General features: G+C 71.6%; 12 protein-coding genes. 7 read left to right on the top strand and 5 right to left on the bottom strand.

Annotation, left to right across the window (positions count from 1 at the left end; translation table 11 throughout):
- Positions 1-198: 198 nt before the first annotated feature.
- Together ACFV4P_RS23220 and ACFV4P_RS23215 are read right to left on the bottom strand one after the other, a co-directional pair.
- The gene (locus ACFV4P_RS23220; RefSeq protein WP_380473928.1) at positions 199-9,861 is read right to left on the bottom strand and encodes a hypothetical protein; all 9,663 of its coding nucleotides are present in this window, start codon (positions 9,859-9,861) and stop codon (positions 199-201) included.
- A gap of 372 nt (positions 9,862-10,233) precedes the next feature.
- Complete coding sequence (locus ACFV4P_RS23215; RefSeq protein WP_380473925.1) at positions 10,234-11,385, bottom strand: acyl-CoA dehydrogenase family protein; 1,152 nt, start codon at positions 11,383-11,385, stop codon at positions 10,234-10,236.
- Between the two features lie 99 nt (positions 11,386-11,484).
- Between ACFV4P_RS23215 and ACFV4P_RS23210 the strand changes: the two genes are divergently transcribed.
- The 5 genes from ACFV4P_RS23210 (at position 11,485) to ACFV4P_RS23190 (ending at position 15,511) form a co-directional block, all read left to right on the top strand.
- Positions 11,485-12,201 carry a TetR family transcriptional regulator gene (locus ACFV4P_RS23210; RefSeq protein WP_380473922.1) on the top strand — a complete coding sequence of 239 codons (717 nt, stop codon included), beginning with the start codon at positions 11,485-11,487 and terminating at the stop codon, positions 12,199-12,201.
- Positions 12,202-12,392: 191 nt separating this feature from the next.
- Positions 12,393-12,830: a Zn-ribbon domain-containing OB-fold protein gene (locus ACFV4P_RS23205; protein ID WP_380473919.1), complete on the top strand. Its 438-nt coding sequence runs from the start codon at positions 12,393-12,395 to the stop codon at positions 12,828-12,830.
- Between the two features lie 249 nt (positions 12,831-13,079).
- Positions 13,080-14,459 (top strand): hypothetical protein, encoded by a 1,380-nt coding sequence (locus ACFV4P_RS23200; protein WP_380473917.1) that lies wholly within the window; start codon positions 13,080-13,082, stop codon positions 14,457-14,459.
- 117 nt (positions 14,460-14,576) lie between these two features.
- Positions 14,577-14,963: a tetratricopeptide repeat protein gene (locus tag ACFV4P_RS23195; RefSeq protein WP_380473915.1), complete on the top strand. Its 387-nt coding sequence runs from the start codon at positions 14,577-14,579 to the stop codon at positions 14,961-14,963.
- A 122-nt stretch (positions 14,964-15,085) separates the two neighbouring features.
- Positions 15,086-15,511 (top strand): SRPBCC family protein, encoded by a 426-nt coding sequence (locus ACFV4P_RS23190; protein ID WP_380474085.1) that lies wholly within the window; start codon positions 15,086-15,088, stop codon positions 15,509-15,511.
- On the opposite strand, the gene ACFV4P_RS23185 is transcribed toward ACFV4P_RS23190, so the two are convergent.
- Complete coding sequence (locus tag ACFV4P_RS23185) at positions 15,489-17,519, bottom strand: SpoIIE family protein phosphatase (RefSeq protein WP_380473912.1); 2,031 nt, start codon at positions 17,517-17,519, stop codon at positions 15,489-15,491. The genes ACFV4P_RS23190 and ACFV4P_RS23185 overlap by 23 nt on opposite strands.
- A gap of 385 nt (positions 17,520-17,904) precedes the next feature.
- On the opposite strand from ACFV4P_RS23185, the gene ACFV4P_RS23180 reads away from it, so the two are divergent.
- Positions 17,905-18,264, top strand: coding sequence for a 5-carboxymethyl-2-hydroxymuconate Delta-isomerase (locus tag ACFV4P_RS23180; RefSeq protein ID WP_380473909.1), 360 nt, complete (start codon positions 17,905-17,907; stop codon positions 18,262-18,264).
- 2 nt (positions 18,265-18,266) lie between these two features.
- Here the strand turns inward: ACFV4P_RS23180 and ACFV4P_RS23175 are convergent, their stop codons facing one another.
- The gene (locus tag ACFV4P_RS23175; protein ID WP_380473906.1) at positions 18,267-19,115 is read right to left on the bottom strand and encodes an alpha/beta fold hydrolase; all 849 of its coding nucleotides are present in this window, start codon (positions 19,113-19,115) and stop codon (positions 18,267-18,269) included.
- 112 nt (positions 19,116-19,227) lie between these two features.
- On the opposite strand from ACFV4P_RS23175, the gene ACFV4P_RS23170 reads away from it, so the two are divergent.
- The gene (locus tag ACFV4P_RS23170; RefSeq protein WP_380473903.1) at positions 19,228-19,689 is read left to right on the top strand and encodes a MarR family winged helix-turn-helix transcriptional regulator; all 462 of its coding nucleotides are present in this window, start codon (positions 19,228-19,230) and stop codon (positions 19,687-19,689) included.
- Positions 19,690-19,738: 49 nt separating this feature from the next.
- Here ACFV4P_RS23170 and ACFV4P_RS23165 read toward each other — a convergent pair whose 3' ends face one another.
- Positions 19,739-20,905 carry a glycoside hydrolase family 6 protein gene (locus ACFV4P_RS23165; protein WP_380474082.1) on the bottom strand — a complete coding sequence of 389 codons (1,167 nt, stop codon included), beginning with the start codon at positions 20,903-20,905 and terminating at the stop codon, positions 19,739-19,741.
- Positions 20,906-20,987: the final 82 nt, after the last annotated feature.

The following is a 20,987-nucleotide window of genomic DNA, read 5'->3' as shown; positions in this document are numbered from 1 at the left end:
ACACCCCGCCGACCAGCAACTTTCAGCCAACTATCCTCCCCGCCGCGGCAGTTCACTCCACCCCACCACTCCCGGTGTGACCGGCGCCACGCCCCGACCCCCGGTCAACTCCGCCCGCACCACGACAAGGACCGCCCCCGGGGTCCGTAGACCCCGGGGGCGGTCCGCCTCACCGAACGAACGGCGAGCCTGCGGGCACTACCCCACGAACCGGTCCGCCTCCCCCCTGCGCCGCGCCCGGTACAGCAGCACACCGCCCACCGTCAGCAGCCCGCCACCGGCCAGACCCGCCACCGCGAGAACCGCCGGCGAACCGGTGTCCGGCAGATGCCCCGACCCGCCCTTGCCGTGCGGCGGCTCCGACGGACCACCCGGACGAGGCACCTTCACACACTCCTCCTTCTCCGGGCACTGCGACACCGTGACGCACACCTCGACCGGCAGGCTCTCCACCAACTCCCCCTGCGGGTCGCGGGCCGAAGCCGTCGCCGTGTTCGTCACATGGCCGACCTTCGCGTCCTCCTCCGTCACCACGTACGTGCCGCGGCACGTCGTGCTCGCGCCCGGCTCCAGCGTCGTCGCCTCGCAGACGACCCGCGTGACCCGGTCATCCGAGACCTCGACGTCCGTCAGCACCGTCGAGCCGGTGTTCGTCACCGTGTACGTGTACGTCACCGTGTCACCCGCACGCGCAGAGCCCTGCACATCGGCCTGCTTCACGACCGACAGCGACGACGCACTCGGCACCGTCTCCACCGTCACCTCACCGGAAGGACTCACCACCGGCCGACCCTCGGGATCAGTGCCGCCGGCCTGAGCGGTGTTGGTCACGTGACCGGCAGCCACATCGGCCGCGGTGACCACGTAACTGCCGTGGCAGAGCGTGCTCCGACCCGGGTTCAACGTGGTCGAGTCGCACCTCACCGACGCGACCCGGTCGTCCGTCACCGCCACATTGGCGACCGCGGCGGTTCCGGTGTTCGTGACGGTGTAGGTGTAGTCGACGGTGTCGCCCGCACGGAACGGGCCGGCACTGTCCGCCTTCTTCACCAGCGACAACTGGGCCTCGCCCACCACCGGGACGTCCACCTCGCCCGGAGGACTCACCACCGACCCGCCCTGCGGGTCCGTGCCCTCCGCGTGAGCGGTGTTCATCACGTGACCCGCCTCGGCATCGGCGGCAGTGACCACGTACGTGCCGTGGCACACGGTGCTCCGACCGGGATCCAGCACCGTCACGTCACAGGTGATCGACGCGACGTGATCGTCCACCACAGCAACACCGTGGACCGCCACCGTGCCCGTGTTCGTCACCGTGTAGGTGTAGTCGACCGTGTCACCGGCATGGAACGGACCAGCGGCACCGGCCTTCTTCACCATCGACAACTCGGCCTCACCCACGACCGGGACAGTCGCCTCGACCGGCGGACTCACCACCGACCCGCCCTGCGGATCGGTGCCGCTCGCGTGAGCGGTGTTGGTCACGTGACCCGCCTGCACATCCGCCGCCGTGACGACGTAACTGCCGTGGCAGAGCGTGCTCCGACCCGGGTTCAACGTGGTCGCATCGCACGTCACCGACGCGACATGGTCGTCGCTCACCGTGAGGTTGCCGACCGTCGCCGTCCCCGTGTTCGTGACGGTGTAGGTGTAGGTGACGGTGTCGCCCACGTGGAACGGGCCGGCGCTGTCCGCCACCTTCTCGATGGTCAGCAGAGCCTCACCGGCCACCGGGACAGTCGCCTCGGCCGGCGGACTCGTCACCGTCCGACCCTGCGGGTCCGTACCCTCCGCGTGAGCGGTGTTCGTCACGTGACCCGCTGTCACATCCGCCGCCGTGACGACGTAACTGCCGTGGCACAGCGTGCTCGCACCCGGGTTCAACGTCGTCGCAGCGCACGTCACGGACACAACGTGATCGTCGGCGACGCTGAGGGCGTTCACCACGGCCGTGCCCGTGTTGGTCACCGTGTACGTGTAACTCACGGTGTCGCCCACGTGGAACGGTCCGGCGCTGTCTGCCACCTTCTCGATGGTCAGCTCCGCGATGCCCGCGACGGGGACAGTCGCCTCACCAGGCGGGCTCGTCACGCCCTGGCCCTGCGGATCGATGCCCTCCGCGTGAGCCGTGTTCGTCACATGACCGGCCGACACGTCAGCCGCCGTGATCACGTAACTACCGTGACACAGCGTGCTCGCACCCGGGTTCAAGGTGGTCGAGTCGCACGTCACCGAGGCAACGTGGTCGTCGGCCACCACCAGGTTGGTCACCGCAGCCGTGCCCGTGTTGGTCACCGTGTACGTGTAACTCACGGTGTCGCCCACGTGGAACGGGCCGGTGCCGTCCGCCGTCTTCTGAATGGTCAGCAGCGCCTCGCCCACCACCGGAACGGTCGCCTCGACCGGCGGGCTGGTCACCGTCTGACCCTGCGGATCCGTGCCCTCCGCGTGAGCCGTGTTGGTCACATGGCCGGCCGTCACATCGGCAGCCGTGACGACGTACGAACCGTGACAGGTCGTGCTCTCCCCCGGGTTCAACGTCGTCGCAGCACACGTCACCGAGACAACGTGATCGTCCGCGACACTGAGGGCGTTCACCGCTGCCGTACCGGTGTTGGTCACCGTGTACGTGTAACTCACGCTGTCACCCACGTGGAACGGACCGGCACTGTCCGCCACCTTCTCGATGGTCAACTCCGCGATGCCAGCGACGGGAACAGTCGCCTCACCAGGAGGACTCGTCACACCCTGACCCTGCGGATCCGTACCCTCCGCGTGAGCCATGTTCGTCACATGACCCGCCGACACGTCAGCCGCCGTGATCACGTAGTTGCCGTGGCACAGCGTGCTCGCGCCGGGGTTCAACGTCGTCGCAGCACACGTCACCGAAGCAACGTGGTCGTCGACCACCACCAGGTTGTTCACAACAGCCGTACCGGTGTTGGTCACCGTGTACGTGTAGGTCACGGTGTCACCCACATGGAACGGGCCGGCACTGTCGGCCGCCTTCTCAATGGTCAGCAGCGCCTCGCCCACCACCGGGACAGTCGCCTCGACCGGCGGACTCACCACCGTCTGACCCTGCGGATCCGTGCCCTCCGCGTGAGCCGTGTTCGTCACATGACCAACCGTCACATCGGCCGCCGTGACGACGTAACTGCCGTGGCACAGCGTGCTCGCACCCGGGTTCAACGTCGTCGCAGCGCACGTCACGGACACAACGTGATCGTCGGCGACGCTTAGGGCGTTCACCACGGCCGTGCCCATGTTGGTCACCGTGTACGTGTAACTCACGGTGTCGCCCACGTGGAACGGACCAGCGGCATCCGCCACCTTCTCGATGGTCAGCTCCGCAATGCCCGCGACGGGAACAGTCGCCTCACCAGGAGGACTCGTCACGCCCTGACCCTGCGGATCCGTACCCTCCGCGTGAGCGGTATTGGTGACATGACCAGCCGTCACATCGGCCGCCGTCACCACATACGTGCCGTGGCACAGCGTGCTCGCACCCGGGTTCAACGTGGTCGAGTCACACGTCACCGAGGCAACGTGGTCGTCGACCACCACCAGGTTGGTCACCGCAGCCGTGCCCGTGTTGGTCACCGTGTACGTGTAACTCACGGTGTCACCCACATGGAACGGGCCGGTGCCGTCCGCTGCCTTCTCAATGGTCAGCAGTGCCTCGCCCACCACCGGAACGGTAGCCTCGACCGGCGGGCTGGTCACCGTCTGACCTTGCGGATCCGTACCCTCCGCGTGAGCCGTGTTCGTCACATGGCCGGCCGTCACATCCGCAGCCGTCACGACGTACGAACCGTGACAGGTCGTGCTCTCCCCCGGGTTCAGCGAAGTCGCGGCACACGTCACCACGACGACATGATCGTCGCTCACCGTGAGGTTGCTGACCGTCGCCGTACCCGTGTTGGTCACCGTGTACGTGTAACTCACGCTGTCACCCACGTGGAACGGGCCGGCACTGTCCGCCGTCTTCTGAATGGTCAGCTCCGCGATCCCGACCACCGGGACGGTGGCCTCGGCCGGCGGGCTCGTCACCGTCTGACCCTGCGGGTCGGTGCCCTCCGCGTGAGCGGTGTTCGTCACATGACCGGCCGTCACATCGGCAGCCGTCACCACATACGTGCCGTGGCACAGCGTGCTCTGGCCGGGGTTCAAGGTGGTCGTGTCGCACGTCACCGAGGCAACGTGGTCGTCGACCACCACCAGGCCGTTCACCGCCGCGGTGCCGGCGTTGGTCACCGTGTACGTGTACGAGACCGTGTCACCGAGGTGGAACGGACCGGTGCCGTTCGCCACCTTCTCGATGGTCAGCTGGGCGTCGCCCGCGATCTCGATGGTGGCCTGGCCGGGGGGACTCACCACCGACTGCCCCTGCGGGTCCGTGCCGTTCGCGTGGGCCGTGTTGGTCACCTTCCCGGCCGTCACATCGGCGGCCGTGATGACGTACGTACCGTGGCAGAACGTGCTCTGCCCCGGGTTCAGCGTGGTGGTGTCGCAGGTCACGGACGTGATGTGGTCGTCCGTCACCGTCAGGTTGGTCACCGTGGCCGTGCCCGTGTTCGTCACGGTGTACGTGTAGGGGACGATGTCGCCCACGTGGAACGGACCGGCGCTGTCGGCCGCCTTCTCCAGCGACAGCACAGCCTCGCCCACCACCGGGACAGTAGCCTCGGCCGGCGGGCTCACCACCGTCTGACCCTGCGGGTCCGTGCCCTCCGCGTGAGCGGTGTTGGTCACGTGACCAGCCGTCACATCCGCAGACGTGACGACGTACGTGCCGTGACAGGTCGTGCTCTCGCCCGGGTTCAGCGAAGTCGCGACGCACGTCACCACAGCGACATGGTCGTCGCTCACCTTGAGGTTGTTCACCGCAGCAGTACCGGTGTTGGTCACCGTGTAGGTGTACGAAACCGTGTCACCGAGGTGGAACGGGCCCGCACTGTCCGCCGTCTTCTCCAGCGACAGCACAGCCTCGCCCACCACCGGAACGGTGGCTTCGACCGGAGGACTCGTCACGCCTTCGCCCTGCGGATCCGTACCCGTCGCGTGGGCCGTGTTGGTCACCTTCCCGGCCGTCACATCGGCCGCCGTGATGACGTACGTGCCGTGGCAGAGGGTGCTCTTACCCGGGTCCAACACCGTCGTGTCGCACGTCACCGGCGCCACGTGGTCGTCTACCACCGCCAGGTCGTGCACGGTCGCGGTACCCGGGTTGGTGACGGTGTACGTGTACGAGACCGTCTCGCCGAGATGGAACGGGCCCGCACCGTCCGCCGTCTTCTCGATGGTCAGCAGCCCCTCGCCCACCACCGGAACGGTCACCTGGACCGGCGGACTCGTCACCGTCTGACCCTGCGGATCCGTGCCCTCCACGTGAGCGGTGTTCGTCACGTGACCGGCCGTCACATCCGCCGCCGTGACGACGTACGAACCGTGGCACAGCGTGCTCTCACCCGGATTCAGCGTCGTGGTGTCGCACGTCACCGCCGCGACATGGTCGTCACTCACCACCAGGTTGTTCACCGCAGCGGTACCCGTGTTGGTCACCGTGTACGTGTACGAGACCGTCTCGCCAAGATGGAACGGGCCGGGGTTGTCCGCCACCTTCTCCAGCGACAGCACCGCCTCGCCCACCACCGGGACGGTCGCCTCGGCCGGCGGGCTCTTCACGCCCTGACCCTGCGGGTCGGTGCCCTCCGCGTGAGCGACGTTGGTCACGTGACCCACCGCCGCATCGGCAGCCGTCACGATGTACACGCCATGGCACAGCGTGCTCTCGCCGGGGTTCAGCACCGTCGTGTCGCACGTCACCGGCGCCACGTGGTCGTCGACCACCGCCAGGTCGTGCACGGTCGCCGTGCCCGTGTTGGTGACGGTGTACGTGTAGGACACGGCCTCGCCCGCGCGGAACGGACCCGCGCTGTCCGGGGTCTTCTCCAGCGACAGGATGGCCTCGCCGACCACCGGGACGGTCGCCTCGGCCGGCGGGCTCACCACCGTCTGGCCTTCCGGATCCGTGCCCGTCGCATGGGCGGTATTCGTCACATGACCCGCCGTCACGTCTTCCGGCGCCACGACGTAGACGCCGTGGCACAGGGTGCTCTGCCCCGGGTCCAGCGTCGTCGTGTCGCACGTCACCGACGCCACGTGGTCGTCTTCCACGATCAGGTCGTGCACGGTCGCGGTGCCGGTGTTGGTCACCGTGTAGGTGTACGGGACCGTCTCGCCGGCGTGGAACGGGCCGGGGTTGTCCGGTGTCTTCTGAATGGCCAGTTCGGCGATGCCGATCACCGGGACAGTGGCCTCGACCGGAGGACTCGTCACGCCTTCGCCCTGCGGATCCGTACCCGTCGCGTGGGCCGTGTTGGTCACCTTCCCGGCCGTCACATCGGCCGCCGTGATGACGTAGGTGCCGTGGCAGAGGGTGCTCTTGCCCGGGTCCAACACCGTCGTGTCGCACGTCACCGGCGCCACGTGGTCGTCTACCACCGCCAGGTCGTGCACGGTCGCGGTGCCCGGGTTGGTGACGGTGTACGTGTACGAGACCGTCTCGCCGAGGTGGAACGGGCCCGCACCGTCCGCCGTCTTCTCGATGGTCAGCAGCGCCTCGCCCACCACCGGAACGGTCACCTGGACCGGCGGACTCGTCACCGTCTGACCCTGCGGATCCGTGCCCTCCACGTGAGCGGTGTTCGTCACGTGACCGGCCGTCACATCCGCCGCCGTGACGACGTACGAACCGTGGCACAGCGTGCTCTCACCCGGATTCAGCGTCGTGGTGTCGCACGTCACCGACGCGACATGGTCGTCGCTCACCTTGAGGTTGCTGACCGCCGCCGTGCCCGAGTTCGTCACGGTGTACGTGTAGCTGATGGTGTCCCCGAGGCGGAACGGCCCGGCGCTGTCCGCTGCCTTCTCCAGCGACAGCACCGCCTCGCCGACCACCGGGACGACCACCTTGGTCGGCGGGCTCACCACCGGCTGGCCTTCCGGGTCCGTGCCGGTCGCGTGAGCGGTGTTGGTCACCTGACCTGCCGTCACGTCGTCCGCCGTCACGACGTACGTGCCGTGGCACAGGGTGCTCTGCCCCGGGTCCAGCGTCGTGGTGTCGCACGTCACCGACGCCACGCGGTCGTCGGTCACGGTCACGTTGTGCACGGTCGCGGTGCCGGTGTTGGTGACGGTGTAGGTGTAGGACACCGCGTCGCCCAACCGGAACGGACCGGGGGAATCCGGCGTCTTCTGGATGGTCAGCGCCCCGACACCGGCCACGACAACGGTGGCCTCGGCGGGCGGCGTGGTGACCGTGGTGCCGTCCGGGCCGGTGAAGCTGGCCGTGACGACGTTGGTGGTGGTCTGCGTGACACCGGGAAGGTCGCAGAAGACCTGGTGGGCGTCACCGGGAGCCAGGCTGAACGAGCCTGCGATCGCTGCGCAGACAGGGGTGACGGGGTCGTTGAGGGTGATGCCGTCGATGGCGACCGGGCCGGTGTTGGTGACGGTGATGCGCCAGTGGGCGGTCGACCCCGGGGAGAGGGTGGTGGTGGGGACCCATGGGCCCGGACCGCCCGATCCGCAGTCGGCCGCGTCGGCGGAGGCGCAGACCTCCTTCACGATGTGCAGGGCCGGGGCGCACTCGGGGCCGGCGAGCACCTGGAGGGTGACGGTGTTGGAGGCGACGGGCGCCTGACCGTTGGTGACGGCGGTGGCCTGGTCGGAGACGGCGGTGACGGAGCAGTCGGCGGCCACCGTCGTCTCGAAGCAGATCTGCGGGGCGTCGCCGACGAAGGTGACCTGCATCCGCGGGTCGCTGCCGGGCGGGAACGAGGCGCCCCCGACCAGGGTGAGGTTGGCGACGACCTGGATCGGCGAGTCGGCGATCGGGACGGACGAGATGTCCGCCGTCTCGGTCGCGGGGTCGAACGGGAACGTGCCGACGGTGCTGCCGTCGGCCGCCAGCACCGTCACCGAGGACTGGGTGAAGTCCACGGTGGTCGGATCGATGCCGAGCAGGCTGACCTCCCCGTAGGACCTGACGTGCCCGGTGGCCCCGTCGCAGTAGAACGCGGCGGGGTTGAGGGAGGCCTGCGCCCTGGTCTTCTGACAGGGCGAGGCGCCGGTGACGGGGTCGAGCGAGAACAGGTATCCGGTGTCGCCGAGGCTGTACTTGCACTGGCCGTCGTAGGCGTAGCCGTACGGGCTGGTGTTGCCGCCGTTGACGTTCAGCGGGCCGTTGACGATGCCGCCCGTGCCGTACTGGGCGCAGGGGCCCTGGATCGTCCAGTCGTAGCAGTACGAGGTGCTGTTCAGGGTCGGGGTGACGCCCCGGTAGATCCAGAGCGGGAACTCGGTCTCCAGGTGGCCGTTGGGGGCGGTGATGGTCAGCGGCACCTGGAAGTTGGCCTCGCCGGGTGCGACGTTGGTGCTGACCAGGGTGGTGAGGCCGGGGGGTGCGGCGATCGGGTTGCCGGCCAGGTCGAAGCAGACGACGGTGCCGACCGGCGGGGTGACCTCCTGGTAGAAGCCACCGACGATCGTGCAGACTCCGGTGACGGCGCCGGCCGGGTCGTACATCTCGAAGACGTTGTCGGCCCGGGCGGGTTCGTCGGCGGTGGTCGGGGTGACCACGGTCTTGGGCGTGGCCCAGCCGGTGCACGCGGCGTTCGTGGACGGGTCGAAGCAGGACATCACCGTGGGCGCCGGGGCCAGTGTGTTGTCCGTGACGTAGATCTTTCCTTCGATGGTCCGCATGATGCCGGCGTAGTCGCCGCTGAACGCGACCTGGCCCTCGTTGGGCGGCAGGCCGATGTCGAAGGTGCCGCAGGGGGCGTTGGCCGCGGCGTCGTAGCAGAGGATCTCGCCGGTGCCGGAGACCGCGTAGAGGTGCTGGTTCGGCGCCTGGACCACGCCGCCCACGACCAGCCCGGTGCCGTTCTGGAGCGCGGTGAAGCCGCAACTGGCCTGGGCCTGGAGGTCGATGCAGCCGACGCCGATCACGGCGGACTCGACCCGGCTGATCGCGGCGTAGTACAGCTTGGAGCCGATCTGCACGTAGGTCGGGGTGCGGGTGCTGCCGAGGTCGCCGGTGGTCGCTCCGGGCACCGAGGAGTTCAGCGCCTGGGGCCAGGTGGCGGGCGATCCGTCCGGGGCGGGACAGGGCCCGTTGGTGAGCAGGTCGGTGCAGACCACGCTGGCCTCGTTGGCGAAGCCGTGGTGGTAGATGTTCCAGATCTCGGGAGTGGACACGCCGTTGATCGTGGCGGTGTACAGGATGGGCGTGAAGCCGTCGCCGCCGGTCGCCGTGCTGACCGGGGTGAACGGCGGCGGGATCTGGACCACCAGGCCGGTCGAGGGCGACGCGAGCTCCGGGTTGTGGGCCTGGACGACGTTGGTGGCGACGCCCTGGTCGGTGCCGGTGAAGCTCGCGCCGCCGTCGGTGGACCACTGCTTGGTGAAGCCGGGCGGCGCTTGGAGCGAGCCGGGCACGTAGGTCTGGCTCTGCGGGGTGCTGCCCGGTCCGCCCTGGATCACGTCGGTGATCGTGGCATCGACCGGGGCGCCGTCCGGGTTGGTCGCGGAGACCACCCAGCGGACGGTGTCCCCGTGCGCGGTCTGGGTGGTGCTCCCGGTGGCGAGGTCGGTACCGGTCTTGGCCAGGGTCACGGGCAGCTGGCGGTCACCCGCAGCCGCCGGCGGGTGCGCGGCGGCGGCCCCGGCGAAGGAGGCCGAAACCGTGCCGAACGCGACAACCAGCGGCACTAACGCCCGGACGAGACGGCTGCGGATCGCCGCCGGCCCATGGCGCCGGCGCGCGCGTTCGCAGGGGGGGCGACGGCGTCTCATGGCGGGTTCCTCTCGATCGATCTGACGGCGAGTCTGCGCACGCTGTGCATGCGCGTGGCTACTCACCGCGACCATACAATCGAGCATCTAGTATGAAAATCCGTCAAATACCCTCACTGACCCACACGCTGGACGCGTTCACTCCGGCGGCTCCGAAAGGCCCGCCAGGCCGGCGAGCCGGCGGGCACGAAAACAGGGGCGCGGGGAACTGCGCGAAGCGGAAGTCGCCCGACCGCACGATCGCGACGCAGGACAATGACCCTGCGTCGCGACCTTGCGGACGTGTGCTTCTTGCTCGCGCAGTTCCCCGCGCCCCTGCTGGTGCTCTCCCTGGCTGTGGACTTCCTGGTGGCGCGTCCGTCCGTCCGCCGGCTACGGCAGGTTGCGGGCCATCACGATGCGCTGGACCTGGTTCGTGCCCTCGTAGATCTGCGTGATCTTCGCGTCCCGCATCATCCGCTCCACCGGGTAGTCCCGCGTGTACCCGTACCCGCCCAGCAACTGCACCGCGTCCGTCGTGACCTCCATCGCCACGTCCGACGCGAAGCACTTCGCCGCCGCCCCGAAGAACGTCAGATCACCGTCCGCCCGCTGCGACTTCGCCGCCGCCGCATACGTCAACTGCCGCGCCGCCTCCAGCTTCATCGCCATGTCCGCCAGCATGAACTGCACACCCTGGAACTCCGCGATCGCCTTCCCGAACTGCCGGCGTTCCTTCACATACCCCTTCGCGTAGTCCAACGCCCCCTGCGCGATCCCGATCGCCTGCGCGGCGATCGTCACCCGGGTGTGGTCCAGCGTCCGCATCGCCGTCGCGAACCCCGTGCCCTCCGCACCGATCATCCGGTCCGCCGGGATCCGCACGTTGTCGAAGTACACCTCACGCGTCGGCGAACCCTTGATCCCCAGCTTCTTCTCCGGCGCACCGAACGACACCCCCTCGTCGCCCTTCTCCACCACGAACGCCGAGATCCCCTTCGACCGCAGCGAAGGGTCGGTGACCGCCATGACGGTGTAGAACTCCGAGACGCCCGCGTTGGTGATCCACCGCTTCACGCCGTTCAGCACCCAGAAGTCGCCGTCGCGCACCGCGCGGGTCTTCATCCCCGCCGCGTCCGAACCCGCCTCCGGCTCCGACAGGCAGTACGAGAACATCCCCTCCCCGCGCGCCAGCGCCCCCAGGTACTTCGCCTTCAACTCCTCCGAACCCGACAACTGCACCGGCAACGAACCCAGCTTGTTGACCGCCGGGATCAACGACGAGGACGCGCACACCCGCGCCACCTCCTCGATCACGATCACCGTCGCCAACGCGTCCGCCCCCGCACCCCCGAACTCCTCCGGCACGTGCACCGCATGCAGATCGGCGCCCCGCAACGCCTCCAGAGCCTCCACGGGGAACCGCCCCTCCTCGTCCACCTCCGCCGCGAACGGGGCGATCTTCGCCTCCGCCAGCGAACGCACCGACTCACGGAGCATCTCGTGCTCCTCGCCCAGCCGGTAGAGGTCGAAGTCCTGGGTCATGGCAGTCTCCTCGGTGATGGCACTCAGTACCCCCGATTATGCACACTCAGTGCAGCCTCGCCCAGCCTTCGGGCCCGGGTCGGTGCTACCGTCCGAGGTATGAGCGAGGTGCATGAGCAGGGCGGAACCACGGCGACCCGGCCGACGATGCGGGACGCCCTGGTGGAGGCGGCGTTCGGGCTGTTCTCGGAGCGGGGCTTCGAACAGACCACGATCGACGACATCGTCTCGCTCGCGGGGGTCGGCCGGCGGTCGTTCTTCCGGTACTTCCCGTCGAAGGAGGCGGTGGTCTTCCCGGACCACGACGGCTGCCTGGCGGACATGACGGCGTTCCTGGAGCAGGCCGACCCGGCGGGCGACCCGGTGGAGCAGGTCTGCGACGCGGCCCGGCTGGTGCTGCGGATGTACGCGGGGAACCCGGCGTTCTCCGTCGGCCGGTACCAACTGACCAAGAAGGTACCGAACTTGCGCACCCACGAGCTGTCGGTGGTGTGGCGCTACGAACGCACCCTGGCGGGCCACCTGCGCACCCGCTACGCGGCCCGCGCGGACGGCGCGCTGCGCGCGGACGTGATCGCGGCGGCGGTGGTCGCGGCGCACAACTACGCGCTGCGGGCCTGGCTGCGCTCGGGCGGCGAGGGCGATGTGGGCGCCGCGGTGGACGAGGCGCTGCAACTGGTGGTCGACACCTGGGGCGACGGCGCGGCCGAGGGCCGGTCGGAGTCGCAGGACGAGGAGGTGGTGGTGATGGTGGCCCGCCGCGGCACGCCGATGTGGCGGGTGGTGCAGGGCGTCGAGGCGGCCCTGGACCAGTGAGCCGCCGCTCCCCCGCGCCGCCGGACGGACCTCGTTCGCCGCGCCGATGATCCGATGTACCGACTGGCACTCGGTACCTTTACACGGGGCACTGAGTGCCATACCTTCCTACTGGCAATGGCAGACCGCCCCGACCGCACGCCCGCCCGGCGGCGGTACGACGGCGCACCCGGCTCAGTAAGGAGACGGCCATGACCCCCACCCTCGCCCCGGCCGCACCGACGACGGCCCCGACGACCATCGGCGACCCCCACCTGCTCGACTCCCCGTTCGGATTCCGTCGGCAGCCCGAACTCCCGGCCGCCGAGACGGAGTTGCGCTACCGCCGGTGCCACTGGTGCCACTCGGCCAGTGCGACGACCTGCCTGCTGTGCCCGGTGTGCGGGTCGGCGGACCTGGAGCCGGCGGTGGCGGCCGGGCAGGGCACGGTGCAGCGGCTGCTGCGTCCGACCCGCCGGGGCGCGCTGATGGAACGCCCGTACCTGATCGTGCTGGACGAGGGCTTCACCGTGCAGGCGTCGGTGCTCGGCGGGCTGCCGGGCGCGGTGCCGATCGGGGCCCGGGTGCAGCTGGTGACCAGCGAGGAGGGCGGCCGGGTGCTCACCTTCCGCCTGGTGCCCCGCTCCTGACACACCACATCCTCCGCTCCGTGGCACCGGGTGCCACGGAGCGGAGGCGTGTGCGGGCCGCACTCTCTCCTCCGACGGTCCGCATCTCCTCCACACTTCCGCCATCCTGCGGCACGAAAGCGCAGGCCTGGCGTGATCCCGTGCACGGAGCGCCACCACGCGGGTAGGGTCGGTGACGTTTGCTGTTCCGGGGGAGGTACTCACGTGCTCGATCTGAGCGCCCATCAGCCGGCCGCCGTTTGGCGACCGTTGTCCGATCCGCCACCGGGCCGGGAGTGGCTCGCCGGTCTGGCGGCCAACCCGGCGGCCCCGCCCGAGGTGCTGAGAAGGCTGCTGGACGACACGGCCGAGGGCGACGGCGCGGGCTGGCTGGCGAGCCGTCCGGAGCTGCCCGACGGCGTGCTGGAGGCGGCGCTCGGACACCCGGACTGGCGGGTGCGGGCGGCGCTGGCGGAGCGGCCGGGGCTGGAGCCCGAAGCGCTGGCGGCACTGGCCGCGGACCGCGAGCGCCGGGTGCGCCGGGCCGCCGCGTCGGCCGCGCACCGAGTGCCACTTCCGGAGTCCGTGTTGGCGGCGCTGGCGGCCGATCGCGATCCGGACACCCGCCGCCGGGTGCCCGGGGCCCCGGGTCTGCCGGTGGAACTGCTGGTGCGTCTCGCGCAGGACGGCTCTCCGCCGGTGCGGGCGGCGGCGGTGGCGGCGAACAGCTGGTGCCGGTTGCCGCCCCGGGTGCGCACGGCGCTGCGCGCGGACCGCGATCCGGCGGTGCGGGCGGCGGTGCAGCGCGCGCTGCGGGTGGAGCGTCCGCTGCCGGTGACGCTGGCGGGGTACATCGCGGAGAGCGACCCGGTGCGCCGGGAGCGGACGGCGGCGGGTGCCGCCCTGGAGCGCGCGCTCGGCCAGTGGCTGGTGCTGGACGACGACCCGCGGATCCGGCGGGCGGCGGCGGGCAATCCGCGGCTGCCGACGGATCTGGCGCTGGCCCTGGCCACCGACCCGGACGCGGCGGTGCGGCTGGCGGTGTCGTTGCGGCCGGACCTGACGGAGGAGCAGCGCTCGGCCGTGGACCACGGCGCGTCGGAGGTGCCGGCGGAGTTGCCGTGGGTGGCCGAACGGGCGGGCGATCCGGCCGAGTTGGTGCGTCTGGCGCGCTCGGGCCATCCGCTGGTGCGGCGCGCGGTGGCGGCGTTGCGGCATCTGCCGGGCGAGGCGGTGGCGCTGCTGGCGGAGGATCCGGAGCCGGCGGTGCGGCTGGCGCTGGCGGTGCACTGTGCGGACGCGCCGGGCGAGTTGCTGCGGTCGGTGTACGCGAAGTTGCTGGGCCCGTCCTCGCTGCCCGCGCTGGAGCGGTTCGCCGCGCCGGGCCTGGCCCGGTGGGCGGAGCGGCCGGAGCCTGCGCTGCGGCTGGCGGCGTTGCGCGATCCGGAGTTGGCGCCGGAGGTGTTGGCGCGGTTGGCGGAGGATCCGGACGAGTCGGTGGCGCGGGCGGCGGCGGGTGATCCGCGGCTGCCGTTGGAGGTGCTGCTGGGCCTGCTGGAGTCGGGTGCCCGGCCGGGTGCGGCGGCGGCGAATCCGGCGCTGCCGGTGGGGTTCATGCTGCGGCTGCTGGACCTCGCGGCGGGCGCCTGAGGGCCTCCGTTCGGGGCGTGGAATAGAACCCGGTAGGTGAAGGTTCAACCACCTGCCGGGCCGCGGAGGCCCGACCCGGGGTCCGAGGACGGACCCGGACACGGGAAGGAGCAAGGCATGACCACCGACTTCCACCCGCAGACCACGGGCCTGCCGACCGCGCAGGCGAACCTCCACGCGGGGTCGGTCGCCGAGCGCTGGGCCCGCGCCCAGCTGTTCTTCGACTCCAAGGCGTACGCGGACGCCGCGCGGATCCTCGTCGAGCTGGTCGAGGAGGCCCCGGAGCAGGTCGGACCGCGGCTGCTGCTGGCCCGGTCCTACTACCACTCCGCCCAGCTGCGCCGCGCCGAGGAGCAGCTGCGCGCGGTGATCGAGCGCGACCCGGTGGAGCACTACGCGCACCTCGTCCTCGGCCGCGTCCTGGAGCGCCAGGGCCGGCACGCCGAGGCGGTGCCGTACCTGCGCCTGGCGGCCGCGTTCGAGGGCACGTTCCCGCAGGACTGATCGGCTGCCCGTTCCGCACCGCCCCCGACGGCGTCCCGTCCGTCGGGGGCGGTGTGCTGTCCGCGCTGGCAGGCTGGAGGGAGGAGCGTCGGGGATGCGTCGAGGATGCGGAGGTGCGCGCGATGCGGACCCTGGAGGAGCAGATCGAGGTGACCGCCCCGGTGGGGACGGCGTGGTCGCAGTTGCACCGGGTGGCGGAGTATCCGGACTTCGTCGGCGGGGTGGTGCACGCCACGGCGCGGGGCCGGCGGCACGCGGATCTGGAGGTGGAGTTCGGCGGGGAGCGGCACCGGGTGGACGCGGAGCTGACCGATCACGGCCGGGGCCGGGTGATGAGCTGGGAGACGGTGGACGGGCCGCCGCTGCGCGGCACGTTCGCGCTGCGTCCGCTGGACGCCGCGCACACCCAGGTGCAGGTGCGGCTGGAGTACGACCCGGAGGAGCTGAAGGAGGCGCTGGGCGGTCCGCGCGGGTTCGCGCAGAGCCGGGCGGTGGAGGAGGCGGTGCGGACGGACCTGGAGCTGTTCAAGCAGCTGTGCGAGGAGTGACCGACTCGCCTGCGCCGATCGGCAGTTCGGCCCAGATGACCTTGCCGCTGGCGGGGTAGCGGGTGCCCCAGCGCTCCGCCAGCTGGGCGACCAGGAACAGGCCGCGTCCGCCCTCGTCGGTGTCGGTGGCGTGCCGCAGGTGGGGGGAGGTCGCGGAGCCGTCCCAGACCTCGCAGATCAGTGCGCGGTCGCGCAGCAGCCGGACCCGGATCGGTCCGCTGGCGTACCGGATCGCGTTGGTGATCAGTTCGCTGAGGACGAGTTCGGCGGCGAACGCCTGCTCGGTCAGGCCCCAGTCGTCGAGTCGGCGGGTGACGGCGGCGCGCACCCGGGCGACGGCGGCGGGGTCGGCGGGGACGTCCCAGTCGGCGACGTGGTCGGCGGGCAGGGCGCGGGTCCGGGCGACGAGCAGGGCGATGTCGTCGGCGGGGTTGGCGGGCAGCAGTGCGTCGAGCAGGTCGTCGCAGGTCTCCCGGGGGCTGCGGCCGGGGTGGGCGAGGGCGGCGCGCAGCAGTTTCATGCCGTGGTCGAGGTCGTGCGAGCGGGACTCCACCAGCCCGTCCGTGTACAGCACCAGCCGGCTGCCCTCGGGAAGCTCCAATTCGGCGGTCTCGTACGGTAGTTGGCCGATCCCGAGGGGCGGTCCGCCGGGCAGGTCGGGGATCTCGACGTGTCCGTCGGGGCGCACCACGGCGGGCGGCGGGTGGCCGGCCCGGGCGAAGCTGCAGCGTCGGGTGACGGGGTCGTAGACGGCGTACAGGCAGGTCGCGCCGGTGATCGGGCGTTCGGCGCCGTCCGGGCGGGGGTTCTCCTGGTCGAGGCGGTTGACCAGGGCGTCGAGGTGGCCGAGCAGTTCCTCGGGGGCCAGGTCGAGCGAGGAGAAGGTGTGCACGGCGGTGCGCAGCCGTCCCATGGTGGCGGCGGCGTGCACGCCGTGGCCGACCACGTCGCCGACGACCAGGGCGACCCGGGCGCCGGACAGCGGGATCACGTCGAACCAGTCGCCGCCGACGCCGGCCTGTGCGGGCAGGTAGCGGGAGGCGACCTCCAGGGCCTGCTGTTCGGGCAGCCCGGCGGGCAGCAGGCTGTGCTGGAGGGCGACCGCCATGGTGTGTTCGCGGGTGAAGCGGCGGGCGTTGTCGACCAGGACGGCGGCGCGGGCGGTGAGTTCCTCGGCGAGGGCGCCGTCCTCCTCGTCGAACGCGGGCCGGGGCCGGGACCGCCAGAACGTGGCGAGGCCGAGCATGGTGTCGCCGACGGTGAGCGGCGCGGCGATCAGGGTGTGCACCTGCTCGCCGCGCATGGCGTCGACGGCGCCCGGCCGGACGTCGTCCCAGACGTCGAGCGCCGTGGAGAGGTCGGGTTCGACCACCGCGCGGGCGGTGTCGACGGCCCGGGCGCGCGGGGTGCCGGGGACGACCGGCACGGACGAGCCCGGGGGGAGCAGCGGCGGCTGCGCGGTGATCCCGGTGAGTGCGGCGCGGTGCATCGTCCCGTGCCGGGCGGGTCGGGGTTCGCCGCCGTCGAGGACGCCTTCGCAGAGGTCGACGCAGGCGTAGTCGGCGAATGCCGGGACGAGCGCGGCGGCGAGTTCCTGGCAGGTGCGGGTGATGTCGAGGGTGGTGCCGATGGAGCCGCCGGCCCGGTAGAGCAGTTCCAGGCGGCGGCGGGCGGTGTCCGGGTCGGCGAGGACGGCCGTGTCGCGCAGTGTGGCGACCCGGTGGGCGGGGCCGCCGGCCCGGTCGGTGTGGCGCAGGTCGAGGCCGAGGGTGCGGCCGTGCACGGTGATCGGCGCGTCGGTGAGGTCGCGTCCGCCGTCCAGCAGCGCGAGCAGGCCGGCCGGCAGTCCGAGCGCCTCGACCGGCCGGTTCTCGCAGTCGGCGGGCAGTTCCAGCAGTCGTCGGGCCTCGTCGTTGGCGTACAGCAGCCGCCGGTCGGCGTCGACCAGCAGCAGGCCTTCCCGGACGACGGTCGGTTCGGCGTGTGCGCCGTGCGTCTCTCCGGTCATCCGCGCCGCCCGGGCCCGGTGGGCACGGCTGCCGACGGGAGTGCCGGGCGGGGGCCCATGGGCGTCCGGCGCGGGAAGGTGTGGCCCGCCGCGCTGGGTGGTCCGCCGGGTGCTGCCCGAAACCGGGTCATACGCCCATTCCTACACTCCCCGCTCCGGGCGGGCCAATGGCCGCGCCCGGATTTCCCGCGCTGATGTGCCGCTTTTAGGGCCTGTCCGGTCAGACAGGCCCTGAGCGCCTTTATTCTCCTGGCGTCTTGTGGACGGGCCCCGGGTGGTGGGGCGCCGCGTCCGCCGTGTGGGACCCCGGGCGCGGGCCCGGAAGCGGGCGGGGTTTAGATGGCAGGTGTAGAAGCCAAGCATCTGCGCGAAGAAGGTCCCCGCCATGCCCCACATCACCGTCGACTACTCGCCTCAGCTGGCCGACTCCTTCGACCGCCCCGGATTCGTCCGCGAACTGCACCCGCTGGTGCGCGAGTGGGTGGCCTCCCGAGGGGTGTGCAAGACCTTCTTCCGGCAGGCCGCGGAGACCTGGGTGGACGACGCCGACGGCCAGTTGACCGCCTTCGTGCACATCGCGATCGGCCTGCTGCCGGGACGGCCGGAGGGCTTGAAGGCCCGCCTGTCGGAGGAGGTGCTGCGCCTGCTCGACAAGCACCTGCGGCCCGTCCTCGGCCGCGAGGTCGTCCGCTCCGCCGAGGTCCGCGACCTCACCTCGTCGTACCGCCTGCGCACCGGCTGGTAGCACTACCTGCGCAGGAACCGGACCAGCTCCGCGTTCAGCTCCGCCGCCCGGGTGTACGGCAGGGCATGGTGGGAGACGCCGTCCAGAGTGCGGAGCTCGGCCTGAGGGAGCAGCCGGGCGGCGTTCGCGGCGAGGGTGCGCGGGCGGTGGGAGCGGCTGTCGCCCGCGACCAGCAGCAGGCAGCGGGCGCGCAGGGCGGCGAGGGCCTCCGCGGTGGGGCGGGGGCCGGTGATCGGGCGGGCGGCGGGGAAGGTCGCGGCGAGGCCGTACAGGCGCGTCCAGTCCGGGTCGAGCGGGACGCCGCCGGTCTCCCAGGCGAGGAACCTGCGGGCGCGGGCCTCGCTCGGGCGGGCCAGCATCGGCGCAGCGTGCAGCAGGTAGCGGGGTGAGTAGCCGGTGAAGCACCCGGTGGGGTCGAGCAGCGCGAGGCGGTCGATCCGGTCCGGGCGGCGCAGCGCGTGGCTCAGCGCGATCCAGCCGCCGTAGGAGTGCCCGCACAGGTCGGTGCGCTCCAGGCCGAGGCCGTCCAGGACGGCGTCCAGCCAGCCGTGCAGGTCCTCGACGTCCCGCAGTGGCCGCTGCCCGCTGCTCGCGGAGCGGCCTGCCTCGCCGATCCGGTCCACCGCGAACACCCGTGCCTCGCTGGCGAGTTCGCCGACGTTGGCCCACCAGCTCGCCGCCGTGGAGCCGCCGCCGTGGAGCAGGACCAGCGGCGGCCCCTCGGTCGGTCCGGCGGCGTTCACCCGGGTGGTGCCGTACGGCGTCCCGACGTCGATGGTGTCGACGGGCACGGGCCAGCGGTCGAGCAGGGTGTCGTACGCGGACAGGAAGGCGGAACGGTCGAACGCCATGGCAGCAGCCTCCGCGGGCAGGGTTGTCTCGCCGAACGAGTGTCTCGCTCGGCGAGATACTATGCACCTGTCCGTCCGCCCGCGAAGGCACCCCCTCGAAAGGACGCCCCGCATGACCGAGCAATTCCCGGACCGCCCCGGCCTCCGGACGGTCCATCAACTCCGCGCCCTCACCGTCGACCTGGACCTCCTCGCCGCCGCCTTCGCCCAGCGCAACAATCTTCACCCCACCGACCTGCGCGCCCTGATCGCCCTCCTCGACGCCGCCCGCACCGGCGCCCCCGCCACCCCCGGCCTGCTCGGCCGCGAACTGCGCCTGAACTCCGCGGGCACCACCGCCGTCCTGGACCGCCTCGAACGCCACGGCCATCTCCGCCGCACCCGCGACCCGCACGACCGCCGCCGCGTCCTGCTGGAGGTCACCGAGCAGGCCGTCACCCTCGGCGAGACCTTCTTCGGCCCGCTCATCGCCGACACCGTCGCCCTGGTCGACGGCCTCTCCCCCGCCGAACTCGCCGCCGTGGAAGGCTTCCTGACCTCCATGCGCACGCTGGTCGCCCGCCACACCGACTGACGGCCGGCGGCGGCGTGGGCACCCGCGGGCGCCCGCCGCTGCGCCGCCGTCAGTGGCCGGGCAGCGCGCCGGTGTTGAGGCCGAGCTTCGGCGTGGCGTTGCGGGCCAGGGTCAGCGCCTGCTCGGGCCACCAGCCGCCGGCCGGCGGGTCGACGATGCCGGACTCGGGGTCGAGGGGGCCGGCCGTGCCGCGGGTGCAGCTGCCGTCGGACTCGCCCGGGACTTTCACCCACAGGTACGCGTCGAGCAGGGGAACGCCGGTGGCGGCGGTCGGACGGGCGCCCAGGCCGCGGCCGGGCGGGTTGCACCAGACCTGCGGGTCGCCGGTGTACTTGCCGGCCGGCGGGGTCCACGGGCCCTGGCCGTTGCGGCTGCTGTCGATCACGAAGTGCGTGAGCGTGGCGTCCGCCGGGACGTGCGCCGCGTACCAGGCGTCCGCGTCGGCGGCCGGCCAGTACTGGTTGGCGCAGCTGTCGGCGCTCGCCCCGGGCGTGTGCTCCAGGTACCAGACGCACTTCGACACCTGGGTGCCGTACCGGATCAGCGACGCGTCGGTCATGTAGTTCGACACGTTCAGGAAGAAGCCCTGGGCGCGGCCCACCCCGCCGTCGATCAGCAGCCTGGCCTGGGTGCCGACGTTCTGCCAGCCGCTGTGGCCGCCGTCCAGGTAGACCAGCGTGCCGCGCTGCTGCGCCAACCGATCCACGGCCGCCCCGATCTCCGCCAGCCGGTCCTGCTGCTGGGCGGCCGTGCCGCCGCAGAACGCGGGCGACAGCGCGAGCCCGTCCGGCTCCAGCACCACCACGGTCGTGCGGTCCCCGATGCCGCGCGCGAGGGCGTCGATCCACGCCGCGTACTCGGCGCTGTTCGCCGCCCCGCCCGCCGAGTACTGCGAACAGTCCCGCCCCGGCACGTTGTACGCCACCGCGACCGGCACCTGCCGCGCCCGGGCGGCCTTCCCCTGCAGCTCCGCCATCGCGTCGGTGGTCTGCTGCGCCGTCGCCGTCCCGTTGAACCACTGCGCGACCGGCCACGACCCGAGCTCCGCCATCGCCTTCGCGCCCGCCAGGTCGTGCGCCAGCAGATCCGTCCACGCCTGCTGGACGGCCTTGCTCCCCGGGTCCACGTAGAACCGCGACTCGGCCCCCAGCACCCGCGAGCCCGACCCCGCCGCCCCGGCCTGCCCACCCCCGATCCCCAGCCCCGACGCCACCATCACACCAACCGCCAACACGGCCCGCACACAACGGGTTGAACGACGCACGGCAGCCCTCTCCCCACACAATCCGACACCCGAC

Origin of the sequence: Kitasatospora sp. NPDC059795, assembly GCF_042732175.1 — a bacterium.
Lineage (GTDB): Bacteria > Actinomycetota > Actinomycetes > Streptomycetales > Streptomycetaceae > Kitasatospora.
This window is presented reverse-complemented; position numbering and strand designations above follow the sequence as displayed.